8 protein-coding genes are annotated in these 16,738 nt (G+C 56.0%); 1 reads left to right on the top strand and 7 read right to left on the bottom strand.

Annotation, left to right across the window (positions count from 1 at the left end):
- Positions 1–110 precede the first annotated feature (110 nt).
- Together KCG45_RS06995 and KCG45_RS06990 are read right to left on the bottom strand one after the other, a co-directional pair.
- Positions 111–1,913, bottom strand: coding sequence for a recombinase family protein (locus tag KCG45_RS06995; RefSeq protein WP_218316513.1), 1,803 nt, complete (start codon positions 1,911–1,913; stop codon positions 111–113).
- Positions 1,914–2,321: 408 nt separating this feature from the next.
- Complete coding sequence (locus KCG45_RS06990) at positions 2,322–3,956, bottom strand: hypothetical protein (RefSeq protein ID WP_218316512.1); 1,635 nt, start codon at positions 3,954–3,956, stop codon at positions 2,322–2,324.
- Between the two features lie 301 nt (positions 3,957–4,257).
- Between KCG45_RS06990 and KCG45_RS06985 the strand changes: the two genes are divergently transcribed.
- Positions 4,258–4,929, top strand: coding sequence for a PilZ domain-containing protein (locus KCG45_RS06985; RefSeq protein ID WP_218316511.1), 672 nt, complete (start codon positions 4,258–4,260; stop codon positions 4,927–4,929).
- Positions 4,930–5,334: 405 nt separating this feature from the next.
- On the opposite strand, the gene KCG45_RS06980 is transcribed toward KCG45_RS06985, so the two are convergent.
- From KCG45_RS06980 to KCG45_RS06960, 5 genes are read right to left on the bottom strand one after another with little or no spacing between them, the layout of a single operon-like run.
- Entirely contained in the window at positions 5,335–7,494 is a 2,160-nt protein-coding gene (locus KCG45_RS06980) for a site-2 protease family protein (RefSeq protein ID WP_218316510.1), read from the bottom strand.
- On the bottom strand, positions 7,491–8,879 hold the full coding sequence (locus KCG45_RS06975; RefSeq protein ID WP_218316509.1) for an efflux RND transporter periplasmic adaptor subunit: 1,389 nt from the start codon (positions 8,877–8,879) through the stop codon (positions 7,491–7,493). The genes KCG45_RS06980 and KCG45_RS06975 overlap by 4 nt, the downstream gene beginning before the upstream one ends.
- A 1-nt stretch (position 8,880) precedes the next feature.
- Entirely contained in the window at positions 8,881–9,804 is a 924-nt protein-coding gene (locus KCG45_RS06970) for an efflux RND transporter periplasmic adaptor subunit (RefSeq protein WP_218316508.1), read from the bottom strand.
- Between the two features lie 3 nt (positions 9,805–9,807).
- Entirely contained in the window at positions 9,808–11,304 is a 1,497-nt protein-coding gene (locus KCG45_RS06965) for a TolC family protein (protein ID WP_369410751.1), read from the bottom strand.
- Positions 11,305–11,331: 27 nt separating this feature from the next.
- Positions 11,332–16,704, bottom strand: coding sequence for an Ig-like domain-containing protein (locus KCG45_RS06960; RefSeq protein ID WP_218316506.1), 5,373 nt, complete (start codon positions 16,702–16,704; stop codon positions 11,332–11,334).
- Between the last annotated feature and the right edge of the window lie 34 nt (positions 16,705–16,738).

The following is a 16,738-nucleotide window of genomic DNA, read 5'->3' as shown; positions in this document are numbered from 1 at the left end:
GTTGCCGATAGGCCCGCAAAAAGGCCCAACCGCCCCTAATTATAAATAGCAATTATCTGATATTAAACGACATTCTGGGTCTTTCTTCTGCTGCGAGCACGAACCAACAATCACTGCTTAGCAATCCTATCCGGAGCGCTCGGCCACATTCCGCGACCGAATAGATTTCGTGGGCTGATGGTGCGTTCAGGTTGCGGAAATCCGTAGAGCTTTCTCTGCACCGCCCAATCAGTCGGCACATTGGAATTCAATAGCACCTTTCTGCTGAGGCCCGGTGGTTGGGTGCCATCGAATACTGCAGTGACGATATCCGGCGCCAAATAATTGAGCCGCACCAGACGCGCGAATTGCGCAGTACGGCAACCTTGAATCTTCGCAAGTGCTTCGAGGCCCAACTCTCGATTCTCTTCCACGAGACGCTGCGCCTTGCGAGCGCTGCGGATAAGGTCGATTAGCTTCTTATCAGGTGTGCCTACGCAAAGCGCTTGTCGCGGCTTTATGTGAAGGGAGGGCCAGCGCTCAGCACTTATTGCCCTTACGGCAACAACATGTTCATAGCGCCCGCTACTACACGGCCAATCTGCCGGACGCCCGCGAAAGCTCATTTCGCTCGTCCATTCGAGATAGCGGCGCAATTCGAGAGTGCGAAATGCGATCGAGACTTGGTCCTCGCCAAGCTCAATCCGATAAAAAATTGCCTTGAAAAGCTCGTGTAGGTGCGACTTCGGGGTCGACAATAGGCGATCGGATGTAGCCGACCCCTTCTCGGCCAAGGCCTCTAGTTCCTCGCCAGAGAGCCCCAATCGTTTCAGCGCCTTCCTGAGCTTGATGCGATCGCATAGGAATTCGGCGACCGACGCGAGAACTATCGCATCGAGCTCGTCAGCGCTGGAACGGTACTGTCTAATAAAGAGCTTTTGCGACCACATCGCGTTGCTCGATACATAGGTTTTGTAGAATTTGTTTCTCTTCCATTTGAGATCGAGCCGCATATGGCGGCCCAAATCGTCCCACAAAAGCCCGGCCAAGAAGTGGCTAGTATCGCGGCAATCGGGCTTTCGCCTCTTGCGCGCTTGGCAGATCGATTGTGCCTCCTCCCAGATTTCCCGTGATATCAACGGCTCGTGTTCGCCAGCATAATTTTGATCGTGACCTCGTATCTCGCCGACATATATTGGGTTCTGGACAATTCCATAGACAGTGCTTGGTGAAATCGGTGTTCCGCCGCGCGACTTACCGCGCGGCGAATATTTAACCGAACTGCAGAGGCCGCGCTCGCGTACCGCCGTCATGACCTGAGTGTAGCGCTTCGTTCGTCGAAATTCTTCGAAGATAAAGCGAACGATCTCGGCTTCGCGATCATCGATCCTGAGACCATCTGGTGCGGCGACATAGCCAAACGGAGGCAGACCTCCGTGGATCTTCCCATGTCGCTTTCGCGTCCGAACGCTATCCCGCACGCGTTCGGCAATCAACTCTCGCTCGAATTGCGAGAAAGTGAGTAACACGTTGAGGATCATACGCCCCATGCTGTTTGATGTGTCGAAAGCCTGCGAGATCGACACGAGCGCAATATCGCGTCTGTCAAAAATCTCGATTAGCCGGATGAAGTCCGCCAGGCTTCGTGTGAGCCGATCAATCTTGTAAACTACCACAACGTCAATATCGCCAGCTTCTATGTCCCGCATGAGCCTGGTGAGCCCTGGCCGCTCTAGGCCGCTGCCTGAATGGCCACCATCGTCATAGCGGTTAGGCAGTTCGACCCAGCCCTTGTATTGCTGGCTTCTGATATAAGCACTGCTGACTTCGCGCTGGGTGACTAGCGAATTCACATCGTGATCGAGGCGCTTGTTCGTGCTTTTGCGGGTATAGATGGCGCACCGTTTCGTCGGTAAGATCAATTCCGTAACCATGAGACGACTCCGAGGTGGAGCTCGTTTGTCGCTGCCCCATCGTCCTACGGATATATTCGAGCGCCAAACCTACAGATTTATGGGCCGACTTGCGTTCACTCCTGTCCTCCTTGACAGTTGAACTGACCTTACTACCACGAACCGATTTGCTTGTCTGATGTGAAGTGAAATTCCCCAAGTTTCAGCGCTACTCGGCTCGTAAGCGCCATAGTGACCCTTATCATTGCCATGCCTCGTGTTTGACCACCTTGGGATACTCAAGAGGTGAGGAACCGTTGTTTTACACGCGTCTTCGCAAGAGGCACGAAAGCGACGGCCCGGCATTGCCGTTGATCAATTCGACAAGAGCGAGCGGGAACCGGTTCTAATCTCCCGTGATTAAGAACAAGATCGCGCTGTTTTGTTACTTCATTGCCCTGGCCTTTCGGCCTCAAGCAATTCTAAGATATTGCTGGCTAGGCCGTCATTCCAGACAAGCGATCTTACCATTGTCTCGAGTTGCGGCCGATTTTCTTTCGCAAAATCGCGATCATTAAGTGCACGACGCAGAGTGTCTGCCGTAATTTCTACAAGTCCGTCTGGGTTGGGTATAACAAGACGGTCTGCGATAGAGGCTGCCATACCCCGATCCTCAGTCGCCAGCAGCCCGATCATTAGGTATACGTGAAGCAGAGGATCCGGATTTAAATTGCTTTGAGCAATCGCGAGCAAGCGATCTTTCTGCCGGCGCAGGTCGATATCCGATGTGGTACAGGACAACGCGCTCGCTTCTGCAGCAGCGACAAGAATGGGATAAGAAGCGCCGCGTTCAAGCGATCTGTCGATCAAGGACTGGGCTCGTGGGCAATTACCTTCGGCGAGCTCAACCTTTGCAGCGACAAAATTCGCGAATGCATTGAACCGGTCTGCCTGCAACGCGTTTCGCAGATCATCCCAGGCTGGGCCGCTTTTTTGGACCGGGTTGCCGTCACGTATCTGCATTTGATAAGTGGCAAAAGCACGGCGGGCAAACCAGAAAGATCGAAATTCGCTATTCGGATATCGATCGAGACATTCATTGACGAGACTTGAAGTCTTAGTTCCTTCGGACCTTAAATTTTCTATGCTCAGAAAGCAGCTATATCCGGAGCTGGTCGCATCGTTGACGCCTTTAAGCTCTGCCTGCGCGATCGCGCCGGTAGGCGAAGTTATATAGACCAGGGAGGCCTCAATCTTGTCTGTGATCCCTTCCGATGAGCCCTCAAGCGAGATTGTGTCAAAATAGAGAGTATTGCCGTCCTGATCGGATAGGGTGACAAATATAGCTGGCATTTCGTCTTCAGGTCCGAAATTCATGTCGACTAGGTAGCGTGCATCGTTGTCGTATTGTCCAGGATCAAGATGGTTCGATACAAAGGAGTTGCGCAATTGCAATTCGCTGATCACTCGGACAGTTTGGACCATCTCTGAAGAGACTTCTGCACCTAACATTAAAGGATTTTCGTCGAATCTGAGCACTGTGTATGGTTTCGCGATGGCTCTAGCTTCGCTGGTAGAGCCTTCAGAAAAGAATCGTACCGCTAGAATTAAGCAGCCCGTGAGTATGCCAAACGCAATGATCACGCCAATCACCATTTTGGTTGGATTATTTGCGGTGGAGACCCGCAGTTCAGATACCGGACTTTCGCTTTCGTCAGCATTCTGGAGTGATCCATCAAGCGGCAGCATCTCGATCCTGTAAGAACTCGACGCGATCCTGATACGCAACCCATTTAGCGGCAGATTTCGCGCATAGTAGTTTTCCAGATTGCGCCTTAGCCGCGATATCTGCACACGCGGGTAGCTGTCATTTTCGACATCATAATCTCCGTCTTTACCAAGCCCGTCGACGGCAATCTCGTATTGGCTAGGAGCCGTCCTTCCAGAGAGGGTTCGCTCGACAAGAAATTGCAGCAAGCGACTTTGGACAGGCGCGCGCTGAAAAATAAAATCATCTAGGACTCGTTGAGCCTCAAGCTTGAGCTGCTGCTCGAATACTAGCTGTGGCACATGGTCCTTTGGCACGATGGCATCCCTAAAAAGTTGTTAGACTCTGCTCTCTCAGATTCAATATTTGTTAACGCATCGGCTGCGCTGAAGCTTCTCAAACTGGAGCGGAAGCCGCGAATTTCCGACACAGTTACAGGGTTACACGGCCATATGTAACTTAAGGTTTTGTGAAGGTGGCGGCCGTTCAGACGTTTCAGACACCGTCTGGAACTTACCAGCAGGACCAGTGATAAATATTCTTTGGTTCGTCCCCAGCGATGCACCAGCGAGCTGAGGGATTGTGAAGTTTCACGAACGAAACCCAACCGGAGGTCTGATGATGACGATACTAGCAGAGCAAATTTCAGCGAAGGGCCTCGCTTATGAGGGACGTGGCGGCGAACGCCGAAACGAACGACGTCATCAGGCAACATACCGCCCTTGCTGCGTGATCGCGTCCGACCGGGTTACCATGGGCCTGATCAGAAACTTCTCTAATCGCGGTGCACTTATAGAGGTCGAAGGGAATTTTTCTCCTGGCGACAAAATAAGCTATTTCTGGGAATCCAACTTACGCATTTATGCCAAGATTGTGTGGCACAAATCAAATACGTGCGGCGTCGAGAATATGGATCATGATCCTAAGACTCCCGCAGTGTATCCGCCAAGATCTGTCCGCGTCCCGTCCGAAGCGCAGGCGGACTACTGGATTAGAGACGAGAAGCACACCGCTAAGGTGGAAAACATTTCCCTGGGCGGAATGCGCATACGAACTTCGAAATGGCTCGCACCTGGCGCCTTGATGACAATCGGGTTCTGCGGCCTCGAATTCGGTTCTGTGTCGATCCGCTGGTCTGACGGAAAGCGCGCTGGTCTTCGATTTGCGAAACGACTGACTCGAGAATCACTTGCCCAATTACTTCTGGATGAGCGCTTCAAGCTGAAAAACATCGAGTTTGGGAACGCTTCACAGCAGACTAATCTCGATGTTATCGGAGACTTTGCATGAAGCGCGCCGCTCAACAAGTGACACAACGCTGGAACGCAACCGAGATCATTAGTTTTGCGATCTTCTTTCTTTCTGGTCCGGAAAAAAGAATAGACCTGCTACAAGGTCGCCAATCGGTCCTAAGACCGAATTGGCAGTCCTAGACACTGAGCGCGCCATCGACTGTCATCCGATCTCGCGCTTCTGACTCGAGTGGCATTTGGTTGCTAGGATAAATGTTGCTTTGTACTATCTCGATTAAGCCAGGATCCCTGCCGCCCGGCGCAGCAGTAAGTGAATGATATGGTCGAGGTGCGGGACGAAGACCCAATTTGGGCATTCTTCTGTATCGCTGAGATTGACAGCAGGAAGCCTCTTGCTGCTGCCGAGAAAGAGAAAGCGCGCCGCCAGTCTAGAATGGCGTACTCACACGATTCTGCGGACCATTCGAGCGATCTGCGTTGCTGCCCAGCTGGCAAACGAGCGCCCATCCGTGCGGATTTGGACGATGCCCGGCACGAGCTGGATTTGGTGTTTATGGCCACTCAGCGTCCCCTTTTCCGCAATCAGACGAACACGGTAAAGCCCCTCGCGGGGTGCGAGTTCCTCACCCATTTCCTCGACCGCAATCGGTCCACCATTGGTGGATGCAAGGATCGGTTGCTCTAGTCGCTCAATCGCGCTTGATGAAACTTCAATCAGCTTTGCCGAGCGCGATGGGCCGCCAGCATCGGACGCCACGAAAGTAGCCAAAGCACCCTGCTTGACGCGCCAGATATCGTCCTCGGAGACGTAGGCCTGCACATCATAATCGGACGGCGTCACGATATGCGCAATAACTTCTTCACCGCCGATCCAGCGACCTCGATGCATTAATGCATCGAGGTCGGACACTATGCCACTCACCTCGGCGCGAAGGATCAGCTTGTCGGCGCGGCGTTCCATGCCTGCCAGCGCGTCGGTCTCGCGCGCCAACTCGCGCTCGATCACAGTACGGTTGGACCGATCGTCTTCGCTGGAAATGGCGCGTCCCATCTGTAAGCGGAGCTGCGCGATACGGACCTTGGTCTTCGCGGCCTGAGCTTCGAGTTCGGGCGCAACCAACTCAATAATCGGATCGCCGACCGAAACGCGCTGGCCATTCTGAACGATTACCCTCGTAACGCGCGCAGGTTCTCCGGAGACGATTGGGGCAGCACCGACCGGCGTGAGCACAGCATATCCGCTAACATGGCGGTCTAGCGGCAGGAATGCGAGCAGAAGCAAGGCTCCCCCGACCCAGAGCCAAGTTGCGCCACGACGCCCCCGAATGATTCGTTCGCGTTCCGCCCACCAGACGCGCAATTCGACGAAAATCGGGCGCCCCACAAACACCGCCATCTCGACTGCGGCGAGGATCAGGCCTAGCGGCTGGAAGAAAACATTGTAAACGAGGATCGCGATCCCGGTAAACAGGAACAGCCGGTAGATCCAAGTCCCATAAGCATAGAAGATCATGCCGCGACGCAGCTTCTTCGGCACTTCTTCGGGCGCAGCGTCCCCAACCGAGAACAGCCATTCGCGCATTTTCCACCTGCCAAGGGCGAACGCGCGCGGCTGAAGGTTTGGTACGTTAAGCAGATCGGCCAGCACGTAGTACCCGTCGAACCGCATGAACGGGTTGAGGTTGACGAACAGACTCATCACCCAGCTTGTGGTCGCTAGGATGAAGGCGACGCTGCGGAGTATTCCGTCAGGTAATAGCACCCAGGCCATTGTCGCAATGCTTGCGACAATCAGCTCGGTCGCAACACCTGCGCAATCGATAGCGAGGCGCTGCTTGCGCGATTTAAGCCGCCAGGCTGCAGTCGTGTCAGTGTAGAGTACCGGCATCATGACCAGGAAGCTCACGCCCATCGTCGGGATCCGGCAACCGTATCGGGTCGCCGTGTAGGCATGGCCAAGCTCGTGCAGGATCTTTATCACGAACAGGCCGAGCCCGTATGCGATCAAGCCCTGCCAGCTGAAAAAGTACAGAAACGAAGCAACAAATACATCCCACTGGCGCGACACAAGCAAGAGGCTGGTACTCGCGAGGACCGAAAAGAAAACGAGACTATGCACCGACCAGAGCGGGCGGACGTGCTCGATTGTCCCCTCCAGAAACCGCGCCGGTTTGACTAGCGGGATCCGGATAAACAGGTAGTTATCTAGCAACCATTTCCACGCCGCCTTCTTGCCGCGCGCATGCTGCTCGGTAAAGGCCGCGACAGTCTCTTGTCCAACCGGACCGACGGTCAGGCCATTAGTCGCAGCAAATTCGATGACCCGATTGAAGGCGTCGTTTGCCTCATCGCTCTCCAGCCCTTCGCGTTCAAGTTCGTAGCCAATCGTCACAAAGTCGCCGCGAGCCCAATGAGAGAGAATCAAGAACTCGACCCGACCGAGCTGGAAAAAGGAATGCCGAACGGGGTCGAACAGGGTCCAGCTGGGCGCTCCATTCACGAGCGAAGCACCCGGTTCGATCCGCAATTCCTGTCGCAGCGCCGGGATCGGTGGCGGCTTGGCAGCCTCTGGCAGCTCGATCGGGATAGCGGCGGAGGTCATATCCCGACGAACTGGCGGAGCGCAGAAATCGGCCGACGCAGCAGCGAATAGACGAACGGCACCCACTGTCCGTATACCTGCGCTGTCCCGCGTGAACCGATGCGCGGGTTTGCACCATCGATCTTTGCCGTGAGCGCAAAGGCCAAGGTGCCGTCCGGCGTTTGGCGGGCTTGGTAGCTTGCCGCTTCTAGCAAGCCATCAATTGCCCAGAGGGGCTGCGAATCGAGCCACATCTTGACTTTGGCCCCACGCTCCAGCGACATCTGTTCGGCAGAGGGCAAGTCGATCCGGATCATCACCTCAGCGGGGTTCACAACTTGCATAATCGGATCGCCGACATTGACCGCGCGGCCCTCCCAGTCGCGGCGATCGCTGAACAACGCCATGCCCTCACGCGGCGCGGTGATCGTCGATTGAATCGCGAGCTGCCGAGCGTAATCAAACTCCGCCTGCGCCACTTCGACCTCGGCCTGCATGATCGCGATGTCGGAAGTCTCATCGCGCTCAGCAAACGCAGAGCTGGTCGAACGCTCAAGCCGAGAACGTGCTACCGCCAAGCGCTCTTTAGCCAATTCGAGCTCGTTCGTCAGCCGTATATCGTCGAAGCGCAACAACACCTGCCCTTCGGTGACAGGGGCGTTGGGCGTGACCTCGACCGACGCGATGCGGCCGGAAAATGGAGCGGCCACGACATAGGGCCGTTCAGCAACGATCTCTGCCGGAGCGAGTGCGGTCAGACGCACCGGGAAAAGCAGGACAACTGCAATAGCGATTGCAATCCATTTTTTCTTTCGGCTGTCGAGTACGGGCAGACGGCGCACCGGTTTCTTGCCGGTAAGCGCGAGCCAACTGTGTGCGGTCGTGTCGCCAATTCGCGCGATGCGGATTTTCTCCCCGTTCCGCAGGGTTTCCTCGCGGGCAAGCAACAACCCGGCGAACGGAGAACCCTCTGCATCGAGCAGCGGCTGCCAATACATTTGCGTGTAAGGATAATCAGAGAGCGCTTCATCTGGTCTCGAGCGTTGGGCATCGAATTCGCGTGGCTTTGCCAAGGTGAATTTATCCGCAAGGTTGCTCACGGCCTTCTCCAGCGCATCGATCAGCGGCGCGTTAGGATCGACCGTCGCCAGCGAGGATACGCACTTAGTCGTATAGCCTTTGCCAATGGTGGCTTGCCGCAACACAAACATCTGGCCGTACGGAAGGATAGCGCGTGCTTCGTTGGCAACGAAATATTGCAGTTCGGCAACAGTCGACTGGCGCCGAATATCGGCCTCGAACTGAAGCAGAACCGCGAGCATCTTGGCATCCCCCGAGCTGCCACCGGTCGCCACGCCGCTCAGCTGAGGCCGAGTCTTTGTCGGCTCAGGAAGAGGGGCTGCCATCTTATCTGCCTGGCGCCTTCGCCGAATCAACCTGCGCCTCAGACGTAGCAAACGCTGCAGTTCCGCTCATGCCAGGCAGAACCAATGCTTCGCCTTGATCGATGTCGGCCTTTACCCGGATCGTCTTGCTGACCGGATCAACCGAGGCACCTAATTGCGTGACAACCCCCGGTATCGCAGCGCCCGTTTCGTCAATTACAAAATCGAATTCGGCCCCAGCTCGCAACCAGTTGAGCCAGTTACTGGGAACAATCAGTTCTGCCTCGAGGTCATTGCCGCTTTGAATTTTCAGCAGCGGCTGCCCGCTTCCTGCAACCTCGCCGCGATTGGCAATCTGCTCAACGACTGTGCCAGAGAAAGGAGCTGTAACTCTGCAATCTTTCAGCTGTGCCTGTATTGCGTTGGCTTCCGCAATAGCTTGCCCGAGATTTGCCTTCGACACTTCCACTTCGTTTGTTCCGACGGCTTCATAAGAATCGAGCTCGACGTTGGTTTCGTGAGTTTTTCGGTACGCGGTTGTTGCTGCACGCGCCGCTGTAAGCTGTGCTCGGATCGTCGAGCAGTCGAAGGTGGCAAGCGTCGCGCCCCGACGGAAACTCCGTCCCTCACCAACAGGTATCGAAAGTATACGCGCTGTCATGCGAGAGGCGATTGTTGACTCGTTTTTTGCGGCGATTACGCCGCGCGCATCTAACACCGGTTCGACAGCGGGCTCAGGCGCCGCCTGTTTTTCAGAAACGTCTGCAATTTGCTGATTTGCGAAGTCGTTTGGTTCGCTGCTTGACCATTCTGTCGCATCGCCTCCAGTGAACGCTGCTGTGAAAACAACCAGTATGCCAATCGCAACGGTTCCTGCGATAGCGTATTTGCGCCTGTCGCTTGCTTTGGGCGTTTCTGCTTTCTCCACCTTTTCGGTTTCACTCATCCTTCACTGTCCCGACAGCCTTACAGCTGCTTCGCGCTCTTGCCACAGTTTTGCCAGTGACGCTCTGAGCGTGGCAACATCTTCCTGACCTGTCACTTCGGGGCTGAATTCATCGATGCCCATGGAAGCAAACAGGTTTGCATACGCGTTCTGCGCTTCAGCATAGGCGATATCGTACTGCACTTCTGCCACTAGCGTATTCATTTCTTCTCGCAGCAAGGTCTGTCGGCTCATTACTCCGGTCGTATGACCTGCTCGAATCTGGTCGAGAATCTTGTCTTGTACATTCATCTGTCGGGATGCGGTTTCTAGTTCGTCGCTCAAATGACCGAAGCGCGCCCGCGCGACATGGACCTGCGTGACGACAGCCATCGTCAGCGCCAATTCGCGCTGTTGCAGCAGATCGCCTTGAGCGCGCACAGCTCTCTTTTGAGCGGGCAAGCGGAACAGGTTGAGAACATTCCAGCTTGCACGTGCGCCGTAATTAACCCAGTCGTTATTAAATAGAAAATCGTTCGAATCGATATTGACGCCAAGTACACCTCGAAAGCTAGGCAGCGCTGAAAGCAAGGCTGCATCAATCTCGCGCGCGTTGATCCTTTGGCGATAGCTCACTTCGCGCAACTCAGCGCGATTGAGCAAGGCTGTCATCATCATGTCTTCGCCGTCATATCTCACGGCGGGTAGCTGATTCGTCCGATCGGGCAATGCGAGACCGAATTCAGTACCTGGCCGCAGGTTCATTAGCGCGGCAAGTTGGGATTTCGCGACCACCAGTTCGCGTTGAAGCTTACGGATCTGCGACTGTATTTGAAGCAGTTCCCTCTGGTAAGTCAGGGCCGTGAGTGGTGCGGAGAGACGACGTTCAGACAAGCGTTCCGAATTTTCAAGTGTTGTAGTGACCGAGCTTTCAAGTTCTTGAAGTTTGGTCAGCAACCGCTCGGCGCTGACCGCACGCCAGTAAGACGACCGCACGTCCTCGATTACCCGATTGGCAACCTTGCGCCGGCGCTCCTGAGATATCAGGATCTCGTCCGCTCCTTGCTTTGCACGAACATAGGACAAACCAAAGTCGAGAACGTCCCAGCTCAGCGTGAGATCGGCGGTGAACAGATCGCGTTCTTGTGAGGTCGATGGCTCAAGTGATTGTTGCTGAGTAATCAGCGACAAGGAGCTTGCGCCAGAAAAATTGTTCCGCCCGGCATATCCAGCATTTGCGACCAATTGCGGCAACATATCGTATCGCTGCAGATCGAGCTCGCGCTCACGTAACGCCATTTCCATTAGCTCGACTTTATAATCAAGATTATATTTGAGGGCTCGAGCCATCGCCTCGTAAAGATCGATAGGAGCCGTCACAGGCTCTTGCTCGGCATCGACTTCGGCGAAATTGCGCGAAGCTGCCTCGTTCAATTCGATCGGCGTGAACGGTTCTGGCACGGTGGCACAACCACTCAGTAAGAGTATTGATGCGCCGAGAAGTGGGCTTCTCTGATTCACTGACTTACCTTCATTCGTTCATATCCTTCAAAGGAACGCCGCGAGCAAATTCTCGACTTCATCGCTTGTTCCAGAGCTTTCTCGCGTCATCATCTCACTGAGCGTTTCCGTACGGATCAACGATCGATCAAAGGGCACGTCGGCCTGAATTTCACCGGTCGCACCTTGAATTCTAATTGGGATATCGATGGTTTCAATGTCCTCGGTGATGGCCCTCACTATCAGCCGCAATTCTTCGAAATCAACCGGGCGCTCAATGATCGCCAAACCGCGAGGGTCGATTCGGATCCAATCGGGGAGCGGCGAACCGTCGCGGGTAAGCAGCTGAAATTCGGCGATGGGTGACGATGCACTCTCGCCGATATCGCGCATTTCGATGTAAACCACTCGAGCGCGTACGATCGAATCGATCATCACTCGATCATTTCCGGCATCGAGCTGGCGGAGAGAGAACCCGGTCAAGGATTGAGGAATAAGGTCGGCGAAACGCGGATCGAACAACCGGTCCGCGCCAAAACGTAAATCGCGAACTTGGTCAATCTGACGCATTACGCTGTCGATCGGACGTCCACTTCGGTCAAAGTCACCAACGCCATCCAACGACCTGATAACATTTACGGCTTCAAGCAAAGGTTGTTCGACACTAAGTGCTCCGAAGCCGCTGAGCGGACGGAAGCCATTCACAGCATCGAGAATAATCAGCGGTGTAGTCACAAAACTGCTGGATTGGTCGAGCACCTCCTCGACAGCACGAAAATCAAGCGGCCCCGTACCAAGATCTCCGCGCAGCAAAAATCTGACATCGGCACCAGCAGCTGAAACATCCACGATGGCAGTGGAATTCACGAACCCGCCGTTTCCGTCCGAGATTGTATAGAGGATCGTTGCGAGACCAGTGAAGCCATCGGGCGGCGTGTAGCTAAGTGTGCCGTCGGAATTGATAAAAACTTTCCCGATATCGACGCTTGCCATGATAACGCTGAGCGGATCGCCGTCGGGGTCGCTGGCATTTTCAAGCACGTCGATGATGGTAGGCGCGCCGCTGAATGCATCCACTGCCTCCGGCTCATCCGCCGGCAAGTCATTAACGTTGTTGACCGTGACATCAACCGTGCCGGTTGCAATCCCGCCATTGCCATCGCTCACCCGGTAGGTGATCGTATCGGTGCCAAAGAAATCAGGATTCGGCGAGTAGGTGACCGTGCCATCCGGGTTGATAGTGACAGTGCCGTTCGGCGCGCTCGCATCTGTGACGGTGATCGGATCACCGTCGGGATCGCTGTCATTGGCGAGGATCGAGATGGTAACTTGCGAGTCTTCATCCACCGTCGCCACGTCGGCGCCAGCAATCGGCGCGTCGTTGACCGGGTTGACCGTGATAGTGGCCGTGGCCGTGTCGAACCCGCCCATGCCATCGCTCACCTGGTAGGTGATCGTATCTGTGCCGCTGAAGTTCGGTTCGGGTGTGTAGGTGACCGTGCCGTCGGGATTGATCGTCACTGTGCCGTTGGGCGCGCTGGCGGACACGACTGTCAGCGGATCGCCGTCAAGATCGCTATCGTTGGCGAGCACCGGAATAGTCACCGGCGTGTCTTCATCGGTGGTTGCGGTGTCCAGCTGGCCTACGGGCGGGTCGTTCACCGGATTGACGTTTACCGTGACCGTCGCGGTGGCTGTACCGCCCATGCCATCGCTGATCGCATAGTTGATAGCGGTCGGACCGTTGAAATCAGGGTTAGGCACGAACGTAATCGTACCATCAGGATTGATGGTGACGGTGCCATTGGGCGAAGTCGCAGCTGCGATAATCAGCGGATCGCCGTCGACGTCAGTGTCATTCGTAAGAACCGGGATCCTGATCGGCGTATCTTCGGGCGTCGTCACCGTGTCCGGCACTGCAACCGGATCGTCATTCATCGGTGCAACTAGCACGGCAATTGTCGCTATATCGGTGCCGCCATTGCCGTCCGAAAGCCCATACGTGATCGTGTCGGTGCCGTTGAAGTCCCGATTTGGTGTGTATGTCACCGTGCCATCGCGATTGATCGTCACGTTGCCGTTTGGAGCGGTTGCGCTGGTGATAGTGAGCGGATCGCCATCCACATCGCTGTCATTGGCGAGCGGCGCAATCGTGACCGACGTATCTTCGTCGGTCGTGGCGGTATCATCGGCCGCAATCGGATCATCGTTGCCCGGATTGACCGCGACCGTGACGCTGGCCGAAGCCGTGCCGCCATTGCCGTCGCTGATCGTGTAGAGGATCGTATCGGTGCCGATGAAGTCCCCGACGGGCGTGTAATCGATCGTTCCGTCAGACCGGATGGTGACCGTGCCATTGCCCGCAGTTGCAGTAACGACCGTCAGAGGATCACCATCGGGATCATTGTCGTTCGCGAGCACGTCGATGTTGACGGTAGTGTCTTCATCGGTCGTCGCCGAGTCATCGGCTGCCACGGGAACCGGGTTGGTGACCGTCCAGTCAAACGTGGTCGACACGCTGCCGCCATTGCCGTCATCGGCGGTTATCGTGACGGAATAGAAGCCATCGTTTAACGGGCCGCCCTGCGAGGCTGCAGCGTCGATCGTGCCGGTAATACTGCCCGCCGCATCGATCAAGAGACCTGTTGGTAGTCCGGTTGCGCTGAAGGTGAGCGTGTCACCTTCGACGTCATCGAAATTGCTGGCGATCGAAACACTTACCATTGCGCCATCGACATCGGCGCGCGGAGGCACAGGAGTGGCAGTCGGATCGTCGTTCTGTGCGTTGACAGTGACTGTCAAAGTAGCGGTCGAGGTGCCACCTTCACCGTCGCTGATCTCGTAGGTTATAGTGTCAGTGCCGGTGAAATCGGTATCCGGCGTGTAGGTCAGCGTGCCGTCGGCCTCAATCACTATTGTACCGTTGGCAGCGCTCGCGAGCGTGACCGCCAGCCCATCGCCGTCCGGATCATTGTCATTCGCAAGGACGTCGGTATTAACCGGTGCATCTTCGTTGGTCGTTGCCGTGTCATTGACCGCGGTCGGCGCCGGGTTGGTGACAGTCCAAGTGAAGCTGGTGCTGACCGTGCCGCCATTACCATCATTGGCGGTGACCGTAACGGAATATACGCCGTCGCCGGCCGGCCCGCCCTGCGATGCGGACCGATCGATAGTGCCGATCACAACGCCATTGGCATCAATGCTCAGCCCGGTTGGCAGACCGGTCGCGCTGAAGGTCAGCGTGTCGTTATCGAGATCGTCGAACCCGCCCGAGAGGTCGAGATTTACAACCTCGGCATCAAGGCTGCCGCGCGCAGGGAGCGGCTGCGCGGTCGGATCGTCATTGTCCGCTATGACATTTAGGCTGACCATTGCCGTCGAAATGCCGCCTTCACCGTCGCTGATCTGGTAGGTTATCGTGTCCGTACCGTTGAAGTTCGCGTCGGGCGTATAAGTAAGCGTGTTGTCGGGATTGATGACGACTGTGCCGTTTGGCGCGTTGGCCGAGATGACCGTCAGTGTGTCATTATCCGGGTCGATGTCATTCGCGAGCACATCGATCGGTGCCGAAGCAGCGTCTTCGGTCGTTGAAGCGGTGTCATCTACTGCGGTCGGTCCAGGATTAGTGACAGTCCACACGAACATAACATCGGTCACGCCGCCATTGCCGTCATCCGCCGTGATAACCGATGAATAAACACCGCCATTGAACTGACTGGCGCTGGAATCGATCGTGCCGGTGATGAGACCGGTTGTCGGATTGATCGAAAGGCCGGCGGGCAGATTGGCGACCGAATAGGTCAGCGTGTCGCCTTCGACGTCGGTGAACAGGCTGGATGCGTCGATCGTGATCGTATCTCCGTCCTGATCAGCCCGGTCGGGCAACGGGGTAACTTCCGGTGCATCGTTGACTGCTGCGATATTGATCGTCGCGACGGCCGTGGCGGGATCACCGTTGGCGTCCTCGATAGTGTAAGTGACTGTCGCCACGCCGTTAAAATTGGGGTCCGGCGTGAACAATATCGTACCGTCTGGATTGACCAGCGCGGTGCCGTTTGTCGCGATTGCGCTGGTGATCACGATCGGCGTGATCGGGTCGCCATCGGGATCGATATCGTTCGCTAGCACGTCGAGGATTTGCGGTGAATCTTCAGTGCCCGTGAAGCTGTCATTCACAGCGGTCGGCGGTTGGTTGTTGATGGTCCAGGTGAAACTCGTCGACGCCACGCCTCCATTGCCATCGTTCGCAGTGACCGTGACAGTGTAGATCCCGTCCCCGCCCGGGCCACCGGTGGAGGCGGTGGCCGTGGTCGTGCCGGAGACAGTGCCAGTTGCCGAATCGAAAGTCAGTCCGTCGGGCAGCCCGGTGATGATGTAGCTGATCGCGTCGCCTTCGGGATCGAAGAATGCTGCGCCAAGTGGCACGTTGATCATCTCGTTATTGCCATCGGTAAGGTTCGGCAGACCGTCGGTTTCCGGTGCGTCATTCACTGCAGACACGGTAACAGTTACAAAAGCGGTCGAAGTGCCGCCTTCACCGTCGCTGATCAGGTATGTGATCGTGTCGGTGCCATTGAAGTTAGCATCGGGCGTGTAGGTTAGCGTGCCATCGGCCTCGATAAACACCGAACCATTATTGGCGTTAGCGGAGATAACTGTCAGCGCGTCGCCATCGGGATCACCGTCGTTCGCAAGCACATCGATAATGACCGTGTTGTCTTCCACGATCGAGGCCGTGTCGTTCGCAGCGGTCGGCGCGGGGTTATCAATCGTCCAGAAGAAGGTTGAACTGACCGTGCCCCCATTGCCATCACCTGCGGTGACGGTGATTTGGTAAACGCCATTGCCGGCCGGGCCACCCTGCGAGGCCGAGGGATCGACTGTGCCAGTAATTTTACCGGCGGCATCAATGCTGAGCCCAGGGGGAAGGCCAGTCGCGCCAAAGATCAGCGTGTCGCCATCAAGATCTTCGAAATTGCCGGATACATCGAGCGCGACCACGTCGGCATCGCTGTTGTCTTGGTTGAGGATTTGCGCGCTGACGGTCGGATCATCGTTAACCGGGTTGATCGTGACGGTGACAGTCGCTGTGTCGACCCCGCCCTCGCCATCGCTGATCTGGTAGGTGATTGTGTCCGTGCCATTGAAGTCCTGGGCAGGCGTGTAAGTGATCGTGCCGTCGGCCTCGATCACGGCCGAGCCGTTCAGAGCTGTGGCCGAAGCCAAGCTCAGCGTATCGCCATCCGGATCGGTGTCGTTCGCCAACACATCGATGTTAACGGCCACGTCCTCATCGGTGGTGGCCGTGTCGTTCGCAGCAACCGGCGGCGGATTGGTGATGGTCCAGCGAACGATGTTGCTGACCGTGCCGCCATTGCCATCGTCGGCGATGACGGTGACCTGGTAGATACCGTCGCCCATCGGCCCACCTTGCGATCCAGATGGATCGATTGTT

This window comes from Erythrobacter ani (assembly GCF_019204025.1).
GTDB lineage: Bacteria > Pseudomonadota > Alphaproteobacteria > Sphingomonadales > Sphingomonadaceae > Erythrobacter > Erythrobacter ani.
The sequence above is the reverse complement of the archived record's forward strand: the minus strand, read 5'-3'. Positions and strand labels throughout refer to the sequence as shown.